General features: G+C 64.1%; 16 protein-coding genes. 13 read left to right on the top strand and 3 right to left on the bottom strand.

Annotated features, from left to right (window positions below):
• Positions 1–57 precede the first annotated feature (57 nt).
• From AFIC_RS03920 to AFIC_RS03980, 13 genes are all read left to right on the top strand, one after another.
• Positions 58–2799 carry a nitrate/nitrite transporter gene (locus tag AFIC_RS03920; protein ID WP_275247858.1) on the top strand — a complete coding sequence of 914 codons (2742 nt, stop codon included), beginning with the start codon at positions 58–60 and terminating at the stop codon, positions 2797–2799.
• A 10-nt stretch (positions 2800–2809) separates the two neighbouring features.
• Positions 2810–6553: a nitrate reductase subunit alpha gene (locus AFIC_RS03925; protein WP_275247859.1), complete on the top strand. Its 3744-nt coding sequence runs from the start codon at positions 2810–2812 to the stop codon at positions 6551–6553.
• Complete coding sequence (gene narH / locus AFIC_RS03930; RefSeq protein WP_275247860.1) at positions 6550–8070, top strand: nitrate reductase subunit beta; 1521 nt, start codon at positions 6550–6552, stop codon at positions 8068–8070. The genes AFIC_RS03925 and narH overlap by 4 nt, the downstream gene beginning before the upstream one ends.
• Positions 8070–8771, top strand: coding sequence for a nitrate reductase molybdenum cofactor assembly chaperone (narJ, locus tag AFIC_RS03935; protein ID WP_275247861.1), 702 nt, complete (start codon positions 8070–8072; stop codon positions 8769–8771). Before narH ends, narJ begins: the two co-directional genes overlap by 1 nt.
• A 13-nt stretch (positions 8772–8784) precedes the next feature.
• Positions 8785–9537 carry a respiratory nitrate reductase subunit gamma gene (gene narI / locus AFIC_RS03940; protein ID WP_275247862.1) on the top strand — a complete coding sequence of 251 codons (753 nt, stop codon included), beginning with the start codon at positions 8785–8787 and terminating at the stop codon, positions 9535–9537.
• Between the two features lie 4 nt (positions 9538–9541).
• The gene (locus AFIC_RS03945; RefSeq protein WP_275247863.1) at positions 9542–10366 is read left to right on the top strand and encodes a peptidylprolyl isomerase; all 825 of its coding nucleotides are present in this window, start codon (positions 9542–9544) and stop codon (positions 10364–10366) included.
• A gap of 13 nt (positions 10367–10379) precedes the next feature.
• Positions 10380–10736, top strand: a complete 357-nt coding sequence (locus AFIC_RS03950) for a hypothetical protein (protein ID WP_009337359.1) — start codon at positions 10380–10382, stop codon at positions 10734–10736.
• Positions 10733–11314, top strand: a complete 582-nt coding sequence (gene mog / locus AFIC_RS03955) for a molybdopterin adenylyltransferase (RefSeq protein WP_420833362.1) — start codon at positions 10733–10735, stop codon at positions 11312–11314. The genes AFIC_RS03950 and mog overlap by 4 nt, the downstream gene beginning before the upstream one ends.
• Positions 11283–11834: a DUF2478 domain-containing protein gene (locus AFIC_RS03960; RefSeq protein WP_275247864.1), complete on the top strand. Its 552-nt coding sequence runs from the start codon at positions 11283–11285 to the stop codon at positions 11832–11834. The genes mog and AFIC_RS03960 overlap by 32 nt, the downstream gene beginning before the upstream one ends.
• A 115-nt stretch (positions 11835–11949) precedes the next feature.
• On the top strand, positions 11950–12675 hold the full coding sequence (locus tag AFIC_RS03965) for a Crp/Fnr family transcriptional regulator (RefSeq protein WP_338063154.1): 726 nt from the start codon (positions 11950–11952) through the stop codon (positions 12673–12675).
• Between the two features lie 34 nt (positions 12676–12709).
• Complete coding sequence (locus AFIC_RS03970; protein ID WP_275247866.1) at positions 12710–13909, top strand: NnrS family protein; 1200 nt, start codon at positions 12710–12712, stop codon at positions 13907–13909.
• A gap of 97 nt (positions 13910–14006) precedes the next feature.
• Positions 14007–14918: a ketopantoate reductase family protein gene (locus AFIC_RS03975; protein WP_275247867.1), complete on the top strand. Its 912-nt coding sequence runs from the start codon at positions 14007–14009 to the stop codon at positions 14916–14918.
• A 57-nt stretch (positions 14919–14975) separates the two neighbouring features.
• Positions 14976–15989 (top strand): LLM class flavin-dependent oxidoreductase, encoded by a 1014-nt coding sequence (locus AFIC_RS03980; RefSeq protein ID WP_275248639.1) that lies wholly within the window; start codon positions 14976–14978, stop codon positions 15987–15989.
• 5 nt (positions 15990–15994) lie between these two features.
• On the opposite strand, the gene AFIC_RS03985 is transcribed toward AFIC_RS03980, so the two are convergent.
• The 3 genes from AFIC_RS03985 to AFIC_RS03995 are packed head-to-tail and all read right to left on the bottom strand — an operon-like array spanning position 15995 to position 18831.
• A complete protein-coding gene (locus AFIC_RS03985) occupies positions 15995–16771 on the bottom strand; it encodes an ABC transporter ATP-binding protein (RefSeq protein ID WP_275247868.1) in 777 nt (258 codons plus the stop codon).
• Entirely contained in the window at positions 16768–17772 is a 1005-nt protein-coding gene (locus tag AFIC_RS03990) for a FecCD family ABC transporter permease (protein WP_275247869.1), read from the bottom strand. The genes AFIC_RS03985 and AFIC_RS03990 overlap by 4 nt, the downstream gene beginning before the upstream one ends.
• A gap of 9 nt (positions 17773–17781) precedes the next feature.
• On the bottom strand, positions 17782–18831 hold the full coding sequence (locus tag AFIC_RS03995; RefSeq protein WP_275247870.1) for an iron ABC transporter substrate-binding protein: 1050 nt from the start codon (positions 18829–18831) through the stop codon (positions 17782–17784).
• Between the last annotated feature and the right edge of the window lie 79 nt (positions 18832–18910).

Consider the following 18910-nt stretch of genomic DNA (forward strand, 5'->3'; position numbering starts at 1 on the left):
AATCAATTGTGCCATGCAGCACTCAATTTCCTCTCGCAACAGATTTGGAGAGGTGCTGTGGACGAATCATCTCAAACCGGTGCCGCGCGTGGCAGAGCACTCTGGCTGTCGACGATTTCGTTCACGATCTGCTTTGCAGTCTGGACGATCTTCTCCATCATCGGCATCAGCATCAAGCAGAAGCTCGGCCTCAATGAGACCGAGTTCGGCCTGCTGGTCGGCTTGCCGATCCTCAGCGGGTCGCTGATCCGCCTCGTCCTCGGCGCGTGGACCGATCAGTATGGCGGGCGTCGCGTCAACACCATTGTGATGCTGGCGGCCGCAGTCGCGACCTATTTCCTCACCTGGGCGCACACCTATCCGCAATTCCTGGTCGCGGCGTTCTTTGTCGGCGTTGCCGGCGGCTCGTTCGCGGTCGGCGTCGCCTACGTCTCGAGATTCTATCCGGCGGGCAAGCAGGGCACCGCACTCGGCATCTTCGGAGCGGGTAATGTCGGCGCCGCGGTGACGAAGCTCCTCGCTCCGTTCGTCATGGTCGCGTTCGGCTGGGAAATGGTCGCGCAGGTCTGGGCGGCTGTGCTCGCGGTGATGGCGGTCATCTTCTGGGTCTTCTCGGAAGAGGACCCGGTGATGCGCGCGCGGCGCGCGCGCGGCGAGAAGCCGAAGAGCATGTGGCTCGAATTCGCCCCGCTCAAGAATATTCAGGTCTGGCGTTTCTCGCTCTATTATTTCTTCGTGTTCGGCGCGTTCGTGGCGCTCGCGCTGTGGCTGCCGCAATATCTCATCAACGTCTACGGCGTCGATCTCAAGGCCGCCGGCATGATCGCGGCGATGTTCTCCATCCCGGCGTCGATCTTCCGCGCCTATGGCGGGCATCTCTCCGATCGCTACGGCGCGCGGCGGGTGATGTACTGGTCTTTGCTGGTCGGTGTCGCCTGTACCTTCATCCTGTCCTATCCGCCGACGGATTATGTCGTGCGGACCGTGACCGGCTCGGTCGGCTTCCATCTTGAAATGGGCGTGGTGCCGTTCACGATAACGGTGTTCGTGCTCGGCTTCTTCATGGCGCTGGGCAAGGCGGCGGTGTTCCGGCATATCCCGGTTTACTACCCCGACAATGTCGGCGTGGTCGGCGGCCTTGTCGGCATGATCGGCGGCCTCGGCGGTTTCGTGCTGCCGATCGCCTTCGGTGCGCTGAACGACCTCACCGGGCTGTGGACCAGTTGCTTCATGCTGCTGTTCCTGATCGTCACGGTGTCGCTGCTCTGGATGCATCTGGCGGTGCGCCAGATGGAGCGCGGTCTCGCCGGCGAGGCGCTGCGGAAGCTGCCGCAGTTCCCCGAAATGGAGGAGATCCACAAGCCCGAGCATATTGGCGCGCTGGCTGGCGTCGTGCTCACCGACTGGCGGCCGGAGGATCGCGAGTTCTGGGAAACCAAGGGGCGCGCCGTCGCGCGGCGCAATCTGTGGATTTCAATTCCGTCGCTGCTGCTGTCGTTCGCGATCTGGCAGGTCTGGTCGGTGGTGGTGGCGAAGCTGCCCTCGGTCGGGTTCAAGTTCACCACGGCTGAACTGTTCTGGCTGGCGGCTTTACCGGGTATTTCCGGCGCGGTGCTGCGCGTATTCTACTCGTTCATGGTGCCGATCTTCGGCGGACGGCTGTGGACGACGCTCGCGACATGGTCGCTGATGATCCCGGCGGTCGGCATCGGTTATGCCGTGCAGACGCCCTCGACGCCTTACGTTGTGTTCCTGGGGCTGGCGCTGCTGTGCGGCTTCGGCGGTGGCAACTTCGCCTCCTCGATGGCCAACATCTCCTTCTTCTTCCCGCGCTCGGAGAAGGGAAACGCGCTGGCGCTCAATGCAGGTCTCGGCAATCTCGGCGTCAGCACCGTGCAGTTCGTGGTTCCGCTCGTCATTACCGCCGGTGTGCTCGGCTGGTTCGGCGGCGATCCGGTGATGGTCGCGGATGGGCCGCGTGAGGTGCCGATGTGGTTGCAGAATGCGGGCTTCGTCTGGGTGCCCTTCATCGCCGCTAGCGCCTTCGCCGCGTGGTTCGGCATGAACGACATCGCTTCGGCGAAGGCGTCGTTCGCCGATCAGGCGGTGATCTTCCAGCGCAAGCACAACTGGGTGATGTGCTGGCTCTACACCGGCACGTTCGGCTCCTTCATCGGCTACTCGGCGGGCTTCCCGCTGCTGGCGAAGATCCTGTTCCCGAACATCAACGTGCTCCCCTTCGTCTTCCTCGGCCCGCTGGTCGGCGCGCTGTCGCGCTCGGCGACCGGCTGGATCGCGGACAGATGGGGCGGCGGGCGTGTCACGCTCTGGGTGTTCGTGCTGATGATGGCGGGCGTGCTCGGCATTCTCTACTTCATCGGCATCAAGGAGCAGCCGGGTGCGTTCTGGGGCTTCTTCGCGATGTTCCTTCTGCTGTTCTTCGCCACCGGCGTCGGTAACGCGTCCACCTTCCAGATGATCCCGAACATCATGCGCAAGGAAATGGACCGCCTGATGCCGGGTAGCGATGTCGCGGAGCGTACGCGTCAGGCGGAGAAGGAATCGGCCGCGATCACGGGCTTCACCTCCGCGATCGCAGCGTTCGGCGCGTTCTTCATCCCCAAGTCGTTCGGCACGTCGATCGACATGACCGGCGGCGTGGAAGCGGCGCTGTGGGGTTTCTTCATCTTCTACATCACCTGCGTGGTGATTACCTGGGCCGTCTACACCCGCAAGGGCGGCCTGCTTCATGATGTCGAGCGGCGTGGCGCAACGGCGGTTGCCCAGCCGGCGCAGTAAGGAGAGGCTGATGAGCCATTTTCTAGACAGGCTTTCGTTCTTCACGAAAACCAGAACCGAGTTCGCCGGCGGTCACGGCATCACCACGACGGAAGACAGGTCGTGGGAGGACGGTTACCGCAAGCGCTGGCAGCACGACAAGATCGTGCGCTCCACGCATGGCGTGAACTGCACGGGCTCCTGTTCGTGGAAGGTCTATGTCAAGGGCGGCATCGTCACCTGGGAAACCCAGCAGACCGACTATCCGCGCACGCGGCCGGATCTGCCGAACCATGAACCGCGCGGCTGCCCGCGCGGCGCGAGCTATAGCTGGTATCTGTATTCCGGCAACCGCGTGAAGTATCCGCTGGTGCGCTCAAAGCTGCTGAAGCTGTGGCGCGCGGCGCGCGCGACGCTGACGCCGGTCGCCGCATGGAAGTCGATCGTCGAGAACCCCGAGAAGCGCGCCGCCTACACCAGGCGTCGTGGCCTCGGCGGTTTCGTGCGGGCGAACTGGGACGAGGTCAACGAGATCATCGGCGCGGCGAACGCGTACACGGTGAAGGCTCACGGCCCCGACCGCGTGTTCGGCTTCTCGCCGATCCCGGCGATGTCGATGGTGAGCTACGCCTCGGGCGCGCGTTATCTGTCGCTGCTCGGCGGCGTCTGCATGTCGTTCTACGATTGGTACTGCGACCTGCCGCCGGCCTCGCCGCAGACCTGGGGCGAGCAGACCGACGTTCCGGAAAGCGCCGACTGGTACAACGCGGGATTCCTGATCCTGTGGGGCTCCAACGTGCCGCAGACGCGCACGCCGGACGCGCACTTCTACACCGAGGCGCGCTACAAGGGCGCCAAGAGCGTGGTGATCTGCCCGGACTATTCGGAAGCATCGAAATTCGCCGACATGTGGATGTCGCCGAAGCAGGGCACCGACGCGGCGGTGGCGATGGCGATGGGCCACGTCATCCTGCGCGAATTCCATATCGACAAGAAGACCGAGTACTTCGACGACTACATGCGCCGCTACAGTGACATGCCGATGCTGGTGCGTCTGGTGAAGCAGGGCGATCACTACATTCCGGATCGCTTCGTGCGCGCGTCGGATTTCGTCGGCGGCCTCAACGAGGCCAACAACCCGGAATGGAAAACCGTCGCCTATGACGAGGTCAGCGGCGGCATCGTCGCTCCGAACGGTTCGATCGGCTTCCGCTGGGGCGAAAAGGGCAACTGGAATCTCGAGGAGAAGGCGGCGGGCGGCGACACCAGGCTGCGGATGTCGCTGATGGACATTCAGGACGATGTCGCCAAGGTCGGATTTCCGTATTTCGGCAATCGCGAGCATGACCATTTCCGTGGCACCGATCATCCGGGCGTGCTGACGCGCAACATTCCGGTGAAGACGCTTCAGCTTGCCGATGGCGAGACGCTGGTGGCCTCGGTGTTCGATCTGTTCGTCGCCAATTACGGCATCGATCGCGGCCTCGGCGGCGAGAATATCGCCAAGGGTTACGACGAGATCGAGCCTTACACCCCGGCGTGGGCGGAGCAGATCAGCGGCGTGCCGCGCGATCAGATCATCACGGTGGCGCGCGAGTTCGCGCGTAACGCCGAAAAGACCAATGGCCGTTCGATGGTGATCGTCGGCGCCGGTCTCAATCACTGGTACCACATGGACATGAACTACCGCGGCATCATCAACATGCTGGTGATGTGCGGTTGCGTCGGCCAGTCCGGTGGCGGCTGGTCGCATTATGTCGGGCAGGAAAAGCTGCGGCCGCAATCGGGCTGGGTGCCGCTCGCTTTCGGTCTCGACTGGAGCAGGCCGCCGCGCCAGATGAACTCGACCTCGGCGTTCTATGCGCACACCGACCAGTGGCGTTACGAGACGCTCGACGTCAAGGACGTGCTGTCGCCGACCGCACCGATGGGGCCGTGGGACGGCGCGCTGATCGACTACAACGTGCGCGCCGAACGCATGGGCTGGTTGCCGTCCGCGCCGCAGTTGCAGGCCAATCCACTCGACATCTCGAAGCAGGCGGCGGCATCGGGCATGGAAGCCAAGGACTACGTCGCCAAGGCGCTGAAGTCCGGCGAACTGAAGATGTCCTGTGAGGACCCGGACAATCCGAAGAACTGGCCGCGCAATCTGTTCGTGTGGCGCTCCAATTTGCTGGGCGCGTCCGGCAAGGGCCACGAATATTTCCTCAAGCATCTGCTCGGCACCAGCCACGGCGTGCTCGGCAAGGATCTCGGTGATGTCGGCGGCCGCAAGCCGTCCGAGGTGGTCTGGCACGAGGAAGCGCCGGAAGGAAAGCTCGACCTTCTCGTCACGCTCGACTTCCGCATGTCCACCACCTGCATGTATTCGGACATCGTGCTGCCGACCGCGACCTGGTACGAGAAGAACGATCTCAACACCTCGGACATGCATCCCTTCATCCACCCGCTGACCGCCGCGGTCGATCCGGTGTGGGAGTCGCGCAGCGACTGGGAGATCTACAAGGGCATCGCGAAATCGTTCTCGAAGGTCGCGCCGGAAGTGCTCGGCGTCGAAAAGGACGTGGTGCTGACGCCGATCATGCACGACTCGGCGGGCGAGATAGCGCAGCCGTTCGACGTCAAGGACTGGAAGAAAGGCGAGATCGAGCCGATCCCCGGCAAGACCATGCCGTCTGTCGCCGTGGTCGAGCGCGACTATCCGAACATCTACAAGCAGTTCACCTCGCTCGGCCCGCTGATGAGCAAGCTCGGCAACAACGGCAAGGGCATGAGCTGGAATACCGATCACGAGATCGCGCTGCTCAAGCGGCTCAACGGCGTCGTCACCGAGGAGGGACCGAGCAAGGGCTTGCCGCGCATCGACACCGACATCGACGCCTGCGAGGTGCTGCTCTCGCTTGCGCCGGAAACCAATGGCGAAGTCGCGGTCAAGGCATGGAGTTCGCTCGGCACCTTCACCGGCCGCGATCACACCCATCTCGCGATCCCGAAGGAGGACGAGAAGATCCGCTTCCGCGACGTGATCGCGCAACCGCGCAAGATCATCTCCTCGCCGATCTGGTCCGGGCTTGAATCGGAAAGCGTCTGCTACAACGCCTGCTATACCAACGTCCACGAACTGATCCCGTGGCGCACGCTGACCGGCCGTCAGCAACTCTATCAGGACCATCTGTGGATGCGGGCATTCGGCGAGGGCTTCTGCGTCTATCGGCCGCCGATCGACACCAAGTCGGTCAATCCGGTCATCGACCGCAAGCCGAACGGCAACAAGACGATCGTCCTGAACTTCCTCACGCCGCACCAGAAATGGGGCATCCACTCGACCTACACCGACAACCTTCTGATGCTCACCCTGTCGCGCGGCGGGCCGATCGTGTGGATCAGCGAGGCTGATGCGAAGAACGCGGGGCTGGTCGATAACGACTGGATTGAAGTGTTCAACACCAACGGCGCGCTGGTCGCGCGTGCGGTGGTGTCGCAGCGCGTCCGTCAGGGCATGTGCATGATGTATCACGCGCAGGAGAAGATCGTGAACATGCCGGGCTCCGAGCAGACCGGCCAGCGCGGCGGTATCCATAATTCGGTGACCCGCGTCGTGCTCAAGCCGACCCATATGATCGGCGGCTATGTGCAGCAGGCTTACGGTTTCAACTATTACGGCACCGTCGGCTCCAACCGCGATGAATTCGTCGTCATCCGTAAGATGACAAAGGTGGACTGGCTGGACGAGCCTGTCGCCGCATCGAGCGCAAGCCTGGAGGCCGCAGAATGAAGATCCGTGCCCAGATCGCAATGGTGCTCAATCTCGATAAGTGCATCGGGTGCCACACCTGTAGCGTGACTTGCAAGAACGTATGGACCAGCCGCGAAGGCATGGAATATGCGTGGTTCAATAACGTCGAAACCAAACCCGGCATCGGCTATCCGAAGGACTGGGAAAACCAGAAGCGCTGGAAGGGCGGCTGGGTGCGCCGGCGCGACGGCTCCATCGCGCCGCGCATCGGCGGCAAGTGGCGGGTGCTGGCGAACATCTTCGCCAATCCCGACCTGCCGGAAATCGACGATTATTACGAGCCCTTCACTTACGATTACGAGCATTTGCAGAACGCGCCGGACATGAAGGCGATGCCGACCGCGCGGCCGCGCTCGCTGGTGTCCGGAGAGCGGCTGGAGAAAATCCAGTGGGGGCCGAACTGGGAGGAAATCCTCGGCGGCGAATTCGCCAAGCGCTCGAAGGATTACAATTTCGACGGCGTGCAGAAGGACATCTACGGCCAGTTCGAAAACACCTTCATGATGTACCTGCCGCGGTTGTGCGAGCACTGTCTCAATCCGACTTGCGTCGCGTCGTGCCCATCGGGCGCGATCTACAAGCGCGAGGAGGACGGCATCGTCCTGATCGATCAGGACAAGTGCCGTGGCTGGCGCATGTGCGTGTCGGGCTGCCCCTACAAAAAGATTTACTACAACTGGCAGTCGGGCAAATCCGAGAAGTGCATCTTCTGCTATCCGCGCATCGAAGCGGGGCAGCCGACGGTGTGCTCGGAGACCTGTGTCGGCCGCATCCGCTATCTCGGCGTCGTGCTCTATGACGCCGACCGCATCGCGGAGGCCGCCAGCAAGCCGGACGAGCGCGACCTCTATCAGGCCCAGCTCGACGTGTTCCTTGATCCGAACGATCCGTCGGTGATCGCGGAAGCCGAGCGTCAGGGCATTCCTCATGCGTGGCTGGAGGCCGCCAAATCGTCGCCGATCTGGAAGATGGCGATGGAATGGAAGGTCGCGTTCCCGCTGCACCCGGAATATCGCACGCTGCCGATGGTCTGGTACGTGCCGCCGCTGTCGCCGATCACCTCGGCGGCGTCCGCCGGAAAGATCGGTCTCGATGGTGAGATGCCGGACGTTCGCTCGCTGCGGATTCCGATGCGCTATCTCGCCAACCTCCTGACGGCAGGCAACGAGGAGCCGGTGGCGCTCGCGCTCGAGCGCATGCTGGCGATGCGGGCCTACATGCGGGCCAAGACGGTGGACGGCGTGATCGACGAGGCCATTGCCAATCGTGTTGGCCTCAAGGGCGCGCAGATCGACGAGATGTACAAGATCATGGCGCTGGCCAATTACGAGGACCGCTTCGTGATCCCGACCGCGCACCGCGAACTCGGCGCCGACGCCTACGACATGCGCGGCTCGTGCGGCTTCTCGTTCGGCAATGGCTGCGGCGGCGGCGAAACCGAGGTCAATCTGTTCGGCTCGCCGCGCAAGACCAAGAATCCGATGGAGGTGGTGTGATGAAGACGTTCAAGGTGCTGTCCGCACTTCTGACCTATCCTTCCGAAGACCTCGTTGCAGCCGCGCCGCTGTTCGGCGCGGTGCTGGATGATGAGGCTCTGGTGCCGCTGGCCGCGCGCGAGAAGCTCGACGTGCTGCTCGATGAGCTGGCGGCCGGCGATCTCTACGATCTACAGGAACGCTATGGCCTGCTGTTCGACCGCAGCCGTTCGCTGGCGCTGCATCTGTTCGAGCATGTCCATGGCGAAAGCCGCGACCGTGGCCAGGCCATGGTCGATCTGAAGACGCTGTATGAGAATGCCGGCTTCTTCATCACCGCGAACGATCTGCCGGATTTCATTCCGCTGTTCCTCGAATTCCTCTCGACCCAGCCGATTGCGGCGGCGCGTGAATTGCTGGGGCAGCCCGCGCATATTCTCGCCGCCATCGCCGAGCGGCTGGAGCGCCGCGAGTCGAACTACAAGGCTGTCTTTGACGCTCTGGTCGCGATTGCCGAGCAACAGCCCGAGCGCGAGGCGGTCGAGGAATTGTTGAAGGGGCCGGACCCCGATCCGATGGACTTCGCGGCGCTCGATGCGGCGTGGGAAGAAGAGGAAGTCAATTTCGGACCCGCCGCGCAGAGCCAATCGTCATGCGGGCGGGACGGGTTGCAGTCGCGGCTCCGCCATGCCTCGCGCGCCGTCAAGTCACCGGCAGCCTGAGAAGGAGGGACAGATGTACACGACAATCAATTCCATCGCCTTCGGCTGGTATCCGTATCTGTGCGCTTTCGTCTGCCTGTTCGGCAGTCTCGTGCGCTTCGACCGCGAGCAATACACCTGGCGCAGCGGCTCGAGCCAGTTGTTGCGCCGCCGCCAGTTGATCTGGGGCTCCAACCTGTTCCACGTCGGCATCCTGGTGATCTTCGGCGGCCACTTCGTCGGCCTGCTGACGCCGATCTGGGTGTTCGACATGATGGGCATATCGCACAGCTTCAAGCAGATGCTGGCGATGGCCGCCGGTGGCATCGCCGGTCTGATGTGCCTGGTCGGCATTTCGTTGCTCACGCATCGCCGGCTGTTCGATCCGCGCATCCGCGCCAACTCGTCGTTCGGCGACACCGCGATCCTCTTGATCCTGTTCGCGCAGCTTCTGCTCGGCCTCGCCACCATTCCGGTATCGGCCGGTCATCTCGACGGCCATGAGATGGTGAAGTTCATGAACTGGGCGCAGGCCATCGTCACGCTGCAACCGGATGCGGCGCATTATGTCCTCGACGTGCATCCGATCTTCAAGGCGCATCTGATGCTCGGGATGACGATCTTCCTCGTCTTCCCGTTCACGCGCCTTGTGCACATCTGGAGCGCGCCGGTCTGGTATCTCGGCCGCCGCGGTTATCAGGTCGTGCGCAGCCGTCCGGGCAGCGGCCCGGCGCCGGTCGCGACACCGCGGATGCCTGCTCCACCGCCGATCCAGCCTGCGGAGTAGGGACATGGATTGTTCACTCTCGAATACTCTGCCGAAACCGAAGGCCGTCAGCGTCAACGGCGTGACGATTTCCCGCGAAGCCATCGCGCAGGAGGTGCAGAACCATCCGGCCGACAAGCCGATCCACGCCTGGCAGGCGGCGGCGCGCGCGCTCGTGGTGCGCGAGCTGTTGTTGCAGGAAGCCGCGCGGCTCGGCATCGCGACCGAAGCGCTGTGCGATCCGGACGGGCGGCGCGAAACCGCCGAGGAAGCCGCGATGCGCGCATTGGTCGAGCGCGAGGTCAAGACGCCGGAGCCGGATGAGGCGGCCTGCCGTCGCTTCTACGAGCAGAACATTCAGCGTTTCCGGCTCGGCGATCTTTACGAGGCCGCCCATATCCTGATCGCCGCGCCGCGCGACGATCAGGCGGCCCGGGTGGCGGCGCGCGAGCAGGCCGGGACCATTCTCGCCGCGGTGAAGGCCAATCCGGCTTCGTTCGCGGACATGGCGTCGAACCATTCGGATTGCTCGACCTCGGCTGCTGAGGGCGGCCGTCTCGGCCAGATCTCGCGCGGCCAGACCGTGGTCGAATTCGAGGCGGCGCTGGAGCGGATGCAGCCGGGCGAGATGGCGATCGCTGAAACGCGCTACGGCTATCATGTGGTCCGGCTGGATCACCGCGCGGAAGGACAGACGTTGCCGTTCGAACTCGCGAAAGAACGGATCGCGGGCTATCTCGCCGCCAGCGTCGAGCATCGTGCGCTCGCGCAATACATCTCGATCCTCGCCGGGCAGGCCGAGATCACGGGCATCTCGCTTGTCGCGACGGACACGCCATTGGTTCAATAGAGGAGCGCGGTCCATGCAGCTCGGTGAGGTGATACGCGGTTTTGACGACGAAGCGAATGCCGCCGAGGCGCTGGTTGCGTGCGGAGACGTTGCGTTGCTGGCCCGCGTCGATGCGATGACCAGCCGGTTCGGCGAGACCGTCGGTGAGTATGCGTCCGGAGCGGTGCGGCGTTTTTCCAGCCTTGCGGAGAGCGAGGACTGGCTCGGGCTGATGAATGTTCTGGAGCGCGCCAGCGATCCCGGCACTGGATGCCTGACCTACATGGTCGGCTGGTCGCTGAAGCATGACGAAGCGATGGCGGCTGCGCCGGAGGAGGGCGGCCACTCTCATGAAGGTTGCACCTGCGGCGGACATGGAGGTTGCTCATGAACCACATGGATATCGATCGCGACGGATCGGACTCTTTTGTCGGATCGGGAACGCTGGCGCGGATCGGTGTCCTTGTCGTCTCCGACCGCGCGAGCGAAGGCGTTTATGAAGACAAGAGCGGCAAGGCCGTTGGCGATTTTCTGAAGAAGGCCATCCGCTCGAACTGGCTTATCATCTTCAAGATCGTGCCCGATGGCGCCGAGAGCGTGGCGAGCGCATTGATCGAATTGTCGGATCGTGAAGGCTGCGATCTGGTTCTCACCACGGGAGGCACCGGCCCCGCGCCGCGCGATCTCACGCCAGAGGGCACGCGCATGGTCATCGGCCGCGAAATGCCCGGCTTTGGCGAATTGATGCGGCGGGTCAGTCTGGAGCAGGTGCCGACCGCGATCCTGTCGCGGCAGCTCGCCGGGACGCGCAACCGTTCCCTGATCGTCAATTTGCCGGGCCGCCCGGCGGCTATCGACGTCTGTCTGAACGCTATTTTCCCCGCCATTCCGTATTGCCTCGAATTGATCGGGGCGCGCCGTATCGAGGTCGATTCCGATGTGTGCATTGCATTCCGCCCGGGCAATTGAGCCGGTCCGGGACGACGCGCCCAAGATCGGCGCGATCGTCTACGAGAACGATAAATATCCGGACGAGTTGTTCAAATGGATCGTCGGCCAATGCCGGGCGCGCGGTCTGGCGCTGGCTGGCGTCCTGCAATTTCCGGCGTTCGAAGGCGCGGACCCCAGTTGCGATGTGGTGCTTGAAGATATTGTCAGCGGCCGTCGCACGGTGCTGTTCGATGATCGTGGTCCGGGCGCCAAAGGGTGCCGCCTCGATGTGGGGGCGTTGTTAGAGGCCGCGATGGAAATCGAACGCGGCTTTGAGACCAATCCTTCGCTTCTTGTCCTGAACAAGTTCGGGAAAATAGAGGCGGAGGGTGGCGGCATGTGCGGGGTGATCGCCAGGGCGCTCGAACGCGGCATTCCCGTCGTGATCGGCGTTCCAGCGCGCAATCTGGAGGCGTGGCGGAATTTCGCGGATGAATTCGCGATCGAGCTGCCGGGGGATATCGATCAGATCGGGCGCTGGCTTGCAGGACTGGGATAGGGCGCGCCGTCTGGCTTTGGTCACACGAGAGTATTCACGAATGCCGATAAGCGAAGAGAACGGGCGAATGGCGAGGACGAGCATGGAAACCAAGCATCCGTCGTGGCAAAGCCTGATGCCGCAGTCGATCCTGTCGGAAGAATCTCCCAGCGGTTATCCGCGCCGGTGCCTGCACTGTCAGGCGCGGTCGCTGAGCATATGCGCAGCACTCGATGCGCCCGATCTCTCCGCCATGGAGAAACTTGGTCCCGAGACGCATTTCGCGACCAAGGATGCCCTGTTCTCCGAGGACGACAAGGCGCGGCATGTTTTCAACCTGACGCAGGGCGTCGCGCGTTTGTACAGGCTGTTGCCGGACGGGCGGCGTCATATTGTCGGGTTCGGCCTGCCGGGCGATTTCCTCGGAGCGACATCCTCCGATCACTACAGTTTCTCGGCCGACGCCATTACGCCAATCATTGCCTGCCGGTTTTCCCGTGACAAGTTTTTGCGGTTCGTCGAATCCAAGCCGAATATCCTGCGGAGCATGAACGAGTTCGAGGTGCGGGAGCTTCATCTGGCCAGAAACCAGTTGTTGCTGCTGGGGAGTCATTCGGCGGAGCAGCGCGTTGCGCTGTTTCTCATCGGCTGGCGCGACCGGCTTGCGCGGTTTGGCGAGATACCGGAGACCTTGCCGCTGCCGATGAAGCGGCGGGACATCGCGGATTTCCTCGGCATGACCATCGAGACGGCCAGCCGCACGTTCCGGCGGCTGGAGCGGAAGAAACTCATCGTCAACGTGCCGAGAGGCGTTCGCCTGGAGAATGTCGCGCGCGTCGAGGATCTGGCATGGGCGCGATGAACTGGCTGGGTACCGATCCGGCGCCGGACGTGCGATGACACAGCGTCAGCCGGTGCCGCGCTTGCGCGATTATCGGGGTCCCGCGATCCTGTCCTATGGCTTCCGGCCTTTCTTCCTGCTGGGAGCGATCTACGCGGGGCTCGCCATTCTGGTCTGGCTGCCGGTGTTCATGGGCGAACTGACGCTATCGACCGCGTTCGCTCCGCGCGACTGGCATGTGCATGAAATGCTGTACGGCTATCTGCCGGCGGTGATCACCGGGTTTCTGTTCACGGCGATTCCGAGCTGGACCGGGCGGCTTCCGGTGCAGGGCGGGCCGTTGCTTGTGTTGGTCGTCGTGTGGCTGCTGGGGCGTTTCGCCGTGACGTGTTCGGCGGGAATCGGCTGGCTCGCGGCCATGCTGATCGACGCCAGCTTTCTTGCGCTGATCGCGGCCGCCACGGGGCGCGAGGTTTTCGCGGGGCGGAATTGGCGCAATCTCAAGGTTGTCGCGCTGGTCGTTCTTCTCCTCGTCGGGAATATCGCCTTCCATCTGGAAGCGCATGTGTCGGGCACGGCGGATTACGGCATTCGTATCGGGATCGCGGCCGTGACCGTGCTCATCATGCTGATCGGCGGGCGCATCATCCCGAGCTTCACACGCAACTGGCTCGTGCGTGAAAATCCGGGGCGGCTGCCGTCACCCTTTGCGAAGTTCGACATCGCCATCGTGCTGGTGAGCGCGGCGGCGCTGCTGGTGTGGGTCGTTCGTCAGGATGGTCCTCTCGTCGGCGTCCTGCTTGCCGTGACGGGCGTTCTGAATGTCATTCGCCTCGGCCGATGGGCGGGGGATCGCACATGCAGGGAGCGCCTCGTCCTCATCCTGCATGTCGGATATGCCTTCATCCCGGCCGGTTTTCTGCTGGCGTCAGCGGCGGCTTTCGATCTCGTGCCCGCGAGCGCCGCCATCCATGCATGGATGGCGGGCGGCGCCGGCGTCATGACCCTGGCAGTGATGACGCGCGCGAGCCTCGGCCATACGGGGCAGCCGCTGACGGCGGCGTTGCCGACGCAAGCGATCTATCTGGCGATCATTGTCGCGGCACTCGCGCGTATCGCGGCAGTGATGATGCCGGGCTGGAGCGAGGGGTTGCTGCATCTTGCGGCACTGGCATGGGTGATGGCGTTTTTCGGCTTCGCTCTTGTCTATGGTCCCTTGCTCATGAGGCCACGCGCCAGCGCGCACCGCGACTGATATCCCTGCCGCGCAGGTCACGTATCACGAACTGCTAACTTTGGGCCGCCATTCCGATCTGCTACATCGTCTGCCGTCATCAAGATGGGAAGCAGACATGAAGATCGCGGTGATGGGAGCAGGAGCCGTTGGATGTTTTTACGGCGGCATGCTGGCGCGCGGCGGGCATGAGGTGATGCTGATCGGCCGTCCGGCGCATGTCGAGGCCATCGCCAGGTGCGGCGGCCTGCGGTTCGAGAGCGCGATCTTCGATGGCGTCATTCCGCTCAAGGCGGATACCGAACCCTCCGCCGTCGCCGGAGCGGATGTCGTGCTGTTCTGCGTCAAGTCCGCCGACACCGGGGAGGCGGGGCAACAGATCGCGCCGCATCTCAAGACCGATGCCGTCGTCATCAGCTTGCAGAATGGCGTCGACAATGCCGAACGCCTTGCGGCCGTTCTCAAACAGACTGTGCTGCCAAGCGTCGTCTATGTCGCGGCCGGAATGGGCGGGCCGGGTCACATCCAGCATCACGGGCGCGGCGATCTCATCATCGGCCCGTCGCCGCGCAGCGATGATATTGCGAAAGCCTTCACGGAGGCCGCGATCCCGGCCGTGGTGTCGGGCGAAGTGCTGGCGCGGCTGTGGGACAAGCTCATCATCAACTGCGCCTACAACGCGCTGTCGGCGATCGCGCAACTGCCCTATGGCCGCCTGTTCGAGGTGGAGGGTACGAAAGAGGTGATGGACAGCGCCATCCTCGAATGCATCGCGGTGGCGTCGGAGCTTGGCATCGCGGTCTCGCCCGATATCCGCGAGAAGACCTTCGCGCTGGTCAAGGTGATGCCGGATCAGTATGCCTCCACCGCGCAGGATCTGGCGCGCGGCAGGCCCACCGAGATCGATTTCCTCAACGGTCATGTCGTCCGCAAGGGAGCTGAATTCGGCATCCCCACGCCCGCCAACCTCACGCTTCAGGTGGCCGTGAAGCTGCGAGAGCTGGAACGCGCGGGAAAAGCACCTAGATAGGCGCTGCGGCCCATCCGCCGCATCATTCATCCGCGACGGAGGCGCCCCTTGCTCGAAATGGGACTGGATACGTTCGGCGACGTGACCGCCGATGCGTCGGGACACTTGCTGCCCCACGCGCAGGTGATCCGCGACGTGATCGAGGAGGCGGTGCTGGCCGACAGTCTCGGCATCGATTTCATCGGCCTTGGCGAGCATCATCGTGCCGACTTCGCGATTTCCGCACCGGAAACGGTGCTGGCCGCCATTGCCGGGCAAACAAAGCGCATCCGTCTCGGCACCGCCGTCACGGTGCTGTCGTCGGACGATCCGATCCGCGTGTTCCAGCGGTTCGCGACGCTCGATGCCGCGTCGAACGGCCGCGCGGAGGTCATCCTCGGGCGCGGCTCGTTTACCGAATCCTTTCCGCTGTTCGGTTTCCCGCTCGACCAGTACGAGCGGCTGTTTCAGGAGAAGCTCGATCTGTTCGTCGAGGTTCTCAAGCAGGAGCCCGTCAACTGGGAAGGCTCGATCCGTCCGCCGCTGGTCAACCAGAGCATCTTTCCGCCCATCGAACATGGGCGGTTGAAGGCATGGATCGGCGTCGGCGGCACGCCCGAGTCGGTGGTGCGCGCGGCCTATTACCAGTTGCCGTTGATGCTCGCGATCATCGGCGGCGATCCGCAACGCTTCGCACCCTATGTCGATCTCTATCGCCGCACCCACGAGCAGCGCAAGACGCCGATGCAGCCGGTCGGCATTCATTCGCCGGGCTATGTCGCCGCGACGGACGAACAGGCGCGCGCGGAATTCTGGCTGCCCTATAAAGGCATGCGTGACCGCATCGGCAAGGAGCGCGGCTGGCCGCCGATGGAGAAGGCCGAGTTCGAGCGCGAGATCGAGCACGGATCGCTCTACCTCGGCTCGCCCGACACGGTGGCGCGCAAGATCGCGGCGACGGTGAAGGCGCTCGGCGCGTCGCGATTCGATCTGAAATACAGCGCGGGCACGCTGTCGCACGGCAAGCTGATGACATGCATCGAACTCTATGGCCGCGAGGTGATACCGCGCGTGCGCGAGCTTCTCGCCTGAAGCGTTCAGCGCGGCGCTGTTGAAGGCCCCACGACGTGGCGGCCGGACGGCGTGGTCTCGACTTCGAGCGCGACGCCATAGAGCGACGACAGTTGTCCGGGCGTCAGCACATCGGCGGCCGGACCGGTGATGAAGCGTTCGCGGCCGAGGATCGCGACCTGATCGGCGACGAGGAACGCATGTTCGGGTTCATGCGTCGACAGCACCACGGCAAGGCCGCTCGCCGCAAGGCTGCGCACGGTATCGAGCACCAGAATGCGGTTGGCGAGATCGAGGCTTGCGGTCGGTTCGTCCATCACCACGATGCGCGATTGCTGCGCCAGAGCGCGGGCGATCAGCGCGAGCTGGCGCTGTCCGCCGGAGATCCGCGTCGAGTCCCGCTCTGCCAGCGCGCCGATGCCGAGCGTCTCCAGTGCAGCGGTCGCGGCATCATAATCGGCCTGTTTCGGCGCGCCGAAGGTGCCGAGATAGGCGGTGCGTCCCATCACCACCAGATCGAGGACGGTGTAGGCGAATTCGCTTGGATGCGCCTGCGGCACATAGGCGATGTGGCGGGCGATGCGCTCGCGGCTGAGTTGCGCAAGCGCCTCGCCGTCGAGATGCACGCCGCCTGCGAGAGATGGAATGAGGCCCATCAGCGTCTTGAACAGCGTGGTCTTGCCGATGCCGTTCGGTCCGAGCAGGCAGGTGACGGTGCCGGGTTCGATCGCAAGATCGATGCCGCTGGCAATTTCTGTGCGTCCATAACCGATGGCGAGGCCGTCCGCGTCGAGCAGGCTCATGGCAGGAACCTCCGCCGGTTGTGCGCGAGGAGCCAGACAAACACCGGGCCGCCGATCACGGCGGTGAGTACGCCGAGCGGAATCTCGATGCGCGCGCCGGAGCGGGCCAGCGTATCGACGCCGATCATGAAGGCGGCGCCAAGCAGGATCGCGGCGGGCAGCAGCCGGTCGAAACGCGGGCCGACCAGCAGCCGCGCCATATGCGGCACCATCAGCCCGACCCAGCCGATCACGCCGGAAATGGCGACCACGCTCGCTGTGACGAGGGTGGCGGCTGCAATGACGATGGCGCGCAGCCGCCCGACCTCGACGCCGAGCGCGCGTGCTTCGTCATCGCCGAGCGAGAGGACGCCGATCCGCCAGCGCAGCAGGATCAGCGGCACGAGACCCGCGAGCACCACGGGCACGGTCGCGGCGACGTCATGCGCCTTGACGCCGGACAGGCTGCCGAGCAGCCAGAAGGTGATCGCGGGCAACTGGTCGTAGGGATCGGCCAGCACTTTCACCAGCGAGATCGCGGCACCGGCGAGCGCGCCGACCACGATGCCCGCGAGCACCAGCACCAGCACGTCGCCGCTCGATCGCAGCGCGCGCGCCAGCGTCACCACGAGGATGACGGTGGCGAGACCCCCGGCGAAGCCGAGAAACTGGATCATCGCCACCGGGAAGCCGAGCAGGATGCCGACCACGGCGCCGAGGCCCGCGCCGGTCGAGACGCCGAGGATGTCGGGCGATACCAGCGGATTGCGGAACAGGCTTTGATAGGCGGCGCCCGCCGCCGCCAGCGCCGCGCCGACGAAGCCGGCCGCGACGATGCGCGGCAGGCGGATGTTGAACAGCACGGTGTCGATGGTGCCCTGCACGTTGCCACCGCTGAGCCGCTGCCACAGCGCCTCGACCACCGCGAGCGGGGGAATGCGATAAGGCCCGATGCCTGCCGCCAGTAACGCGGCGGCGATCAGGAGCGCTGTGAGCGCGAGAAGGATGGTTGCCGTGCGCAAGGGAGCGGCTCAGCCTCCGGAGCCGCCGAGCAATGCGGTCAATTCGCCGTCGCTCGGTTCGACCTGATAGAATGTCGTGTAGAACGAGCGGATTTCGTCGCGCAGATTTCCGTCTGTCTTGTCCGGATAGAGCGTGTGCAGCAGCCAGATCAGGCCCGCGAAACGGTTGAGCGAGGGCGGCGCGTCGATGAAACCATAGGGCAGGCCGGGCGCGAGAAAGACGCGTCCGTCCGCGACCGCAGGCACCGGCTTCCATTCTTGCTTCTGCGCGATGCCGTCCTTGAAAGCGCGGTCGAGCGTGATGATGGTGTCGGGCGCCCATGAGATCACCTGTTCGGGCGAGACGCGGACGATGCCGCCTTTCTCGCGCAGGCCCTCCACCACGTTGACGCCGCCGACGCGTTCGATGATCTCGGTGTTGATCGAGCCTTTCGAACCGGATTCGAGTCCCTCGGGGCCGCGCGCGAGATAGATGCGCGGACGTTTCGCCGCCGGAATCTCCGCGATGGTTTTGTCGACGCGCGCGAGAATAGCCTCGGCGGCCTTCGCCAGCATCTCCCCGCGCTCCTTCACGCCGAGAATGTCGGCCAACAGTCGCAGCGAAGCCGGTGTGTTCTCGAAGCGTCCGTCGATCAGCAGATACGGAATGCCGGTCTGCGTCTGCACGCGGTCGGCGAGCGAGCGATAGGTGTCGTTGATGGTGCCGTAGTCGATGATGATCTCGGGCCTGGCGGCGAGCAGGCGTTCGAGATTGAGCGTATCGCCGCGCCCGGTGACGCGTCCGAGTTCCGGCAGATCGCGTGTCGCGGGCAGGAGGTAGGGTTTTTGGGCATCGCGCGGGGCGCGGACCCAGCCGATCATGTCCTGCGGCGCGAGCACATAAAGCATGACGGAGGCGGGCGGCCCCGCGGCAAACACCCGCGTGATCGTATCCGGGATATCGACGGTGCGGCCCGCGGAATCGGTGACGGTGCGCGCGGCGGCCGCCGTAGTGAGCATCACGGCGGCGACGAAACCGGCGAGGGCACCAAGAGCGCGGCGGCGGCTGGCGTTTGTCATCGCGACTCCGGATCTCCTGCGAGGTTCGGCTGAAATATAGGCCATAATGATTCACGCGTCAGCCGCATAACTTGCCGCG

The organism is [Pseudomonas] carboxydohydrogena (assembly GCF_029030725.1).
Classification (GTDB): domain Bacteria; phylum Pseudomonadota; class Alphaproteobacteria; order Rhizobiales; family Xanthobacteraceae; genus Afipia; species Afipia carboxydohydrogena.

What these genes read in the sequence shown, in the direction of transcription:
- AFIC_RS03965 (WP_338063154.1), top strand. Translation starts at nt 11,950, where the DNA reads ATGCCGCAGTCGATCCTGTCGGAAGAATCTCCCAGCGGTTATCCGCGC.
- AFIC_RS03945 (WP_275247863.1), top strand. Translation starts at nt 9,542, where the DNA reads ATGGATTGTTCACTCTCGAATACTCTGCCGAAACCGAAGGCCGTCAGC.
- narI (WP_275247862.1), top strand. Translation starts at nt 8,785, where the DNA reads ATGTACACGACAATCAATTCCATCGCCTTCGGCTGGTATCCGTATCTG.
- AFIC_RS03950 (WP_009337359.1), top strand. Translation starts at nt 10,380, where the DNA reads ATGCAGCTCGGTGAGGTGATACGCGGTTTTGACGACGAAGCGAATGCC.
- AFIC_RS03925 (WP_275247859.1), top strand. Translation starts at nt 2,810, where the DNA reads ATGAGCCATTTTCTAGACAGGCTTTCGTTCTTCACGAAAACCAGAACC.
- AFIC_RS03985 (WP_275247868.1), bottom strand. Translation starts at nt 16,771, where the DNA reads ATGAGCCTGCTCGACGCGGACGGCCTCGCCATCGGTTATGGACGCACA.
- mog (WP_420833362.1), top strand. Translation starts at nt 10,733, where the DNA reads ATGAACCACATGGATATCGATCGCGACGGATCGGACTCTTTTGTCGGA.
- AFIC_RS03975 (WP_275247867.1), top strand. Translation starts at nt 14,007, where the DNA reads ATGAAGATCGCGGTGATGGGAGCAGGAGCCGTTGGATGTTTTTACGGC.
- narJ (WP_275247861.1), top strand. Translation starts at nt 8,070, where the DNA reads ATGAAGACGTTCAAGGTGCTGTCCGCACTTCTGACCTATCCTTCCGAA.
- AFIC_RS03960 (WP_275247864.1), top strand. Translation starts at nt 11,283, where the DNA reads ATGTGTGCATTGCATTCCGCCCGGGCAATTGAGCCGGTCCGGGACGAC.
- AFIC_RS03980 (WP_275248639.1), top strand. Translation starts at nt 14,976, where the DNA reads ATGGGACTGGATACGTTCGGCGACGTGACCGCCGATGCGTCGGGACAC.
- AFIC_RS03970 (WP_275247866.1), top strand. Translation starts at nt 12,710, where the DNA reads ATGACACAGCGTCAGCCGGTGCCGCGCTTGCGCGATTATCGGGGTCCC.
- narH (WP_275247860.1), top strand. Translation starts at nt 6,550, where the DNA reads ATGAAGATCCGTGCCCAGATCGCAATGGTGCTCAATCTCGATAAGTGC.
- AFIC_RS03995 (WP_275247870.1), bottom strand. Translation starts at nt 18,831, where the DNA reads ATGACAAACGCCAGCCGCCGCCGCGCTCTTGGTGCCCTCGCCGGTTTC.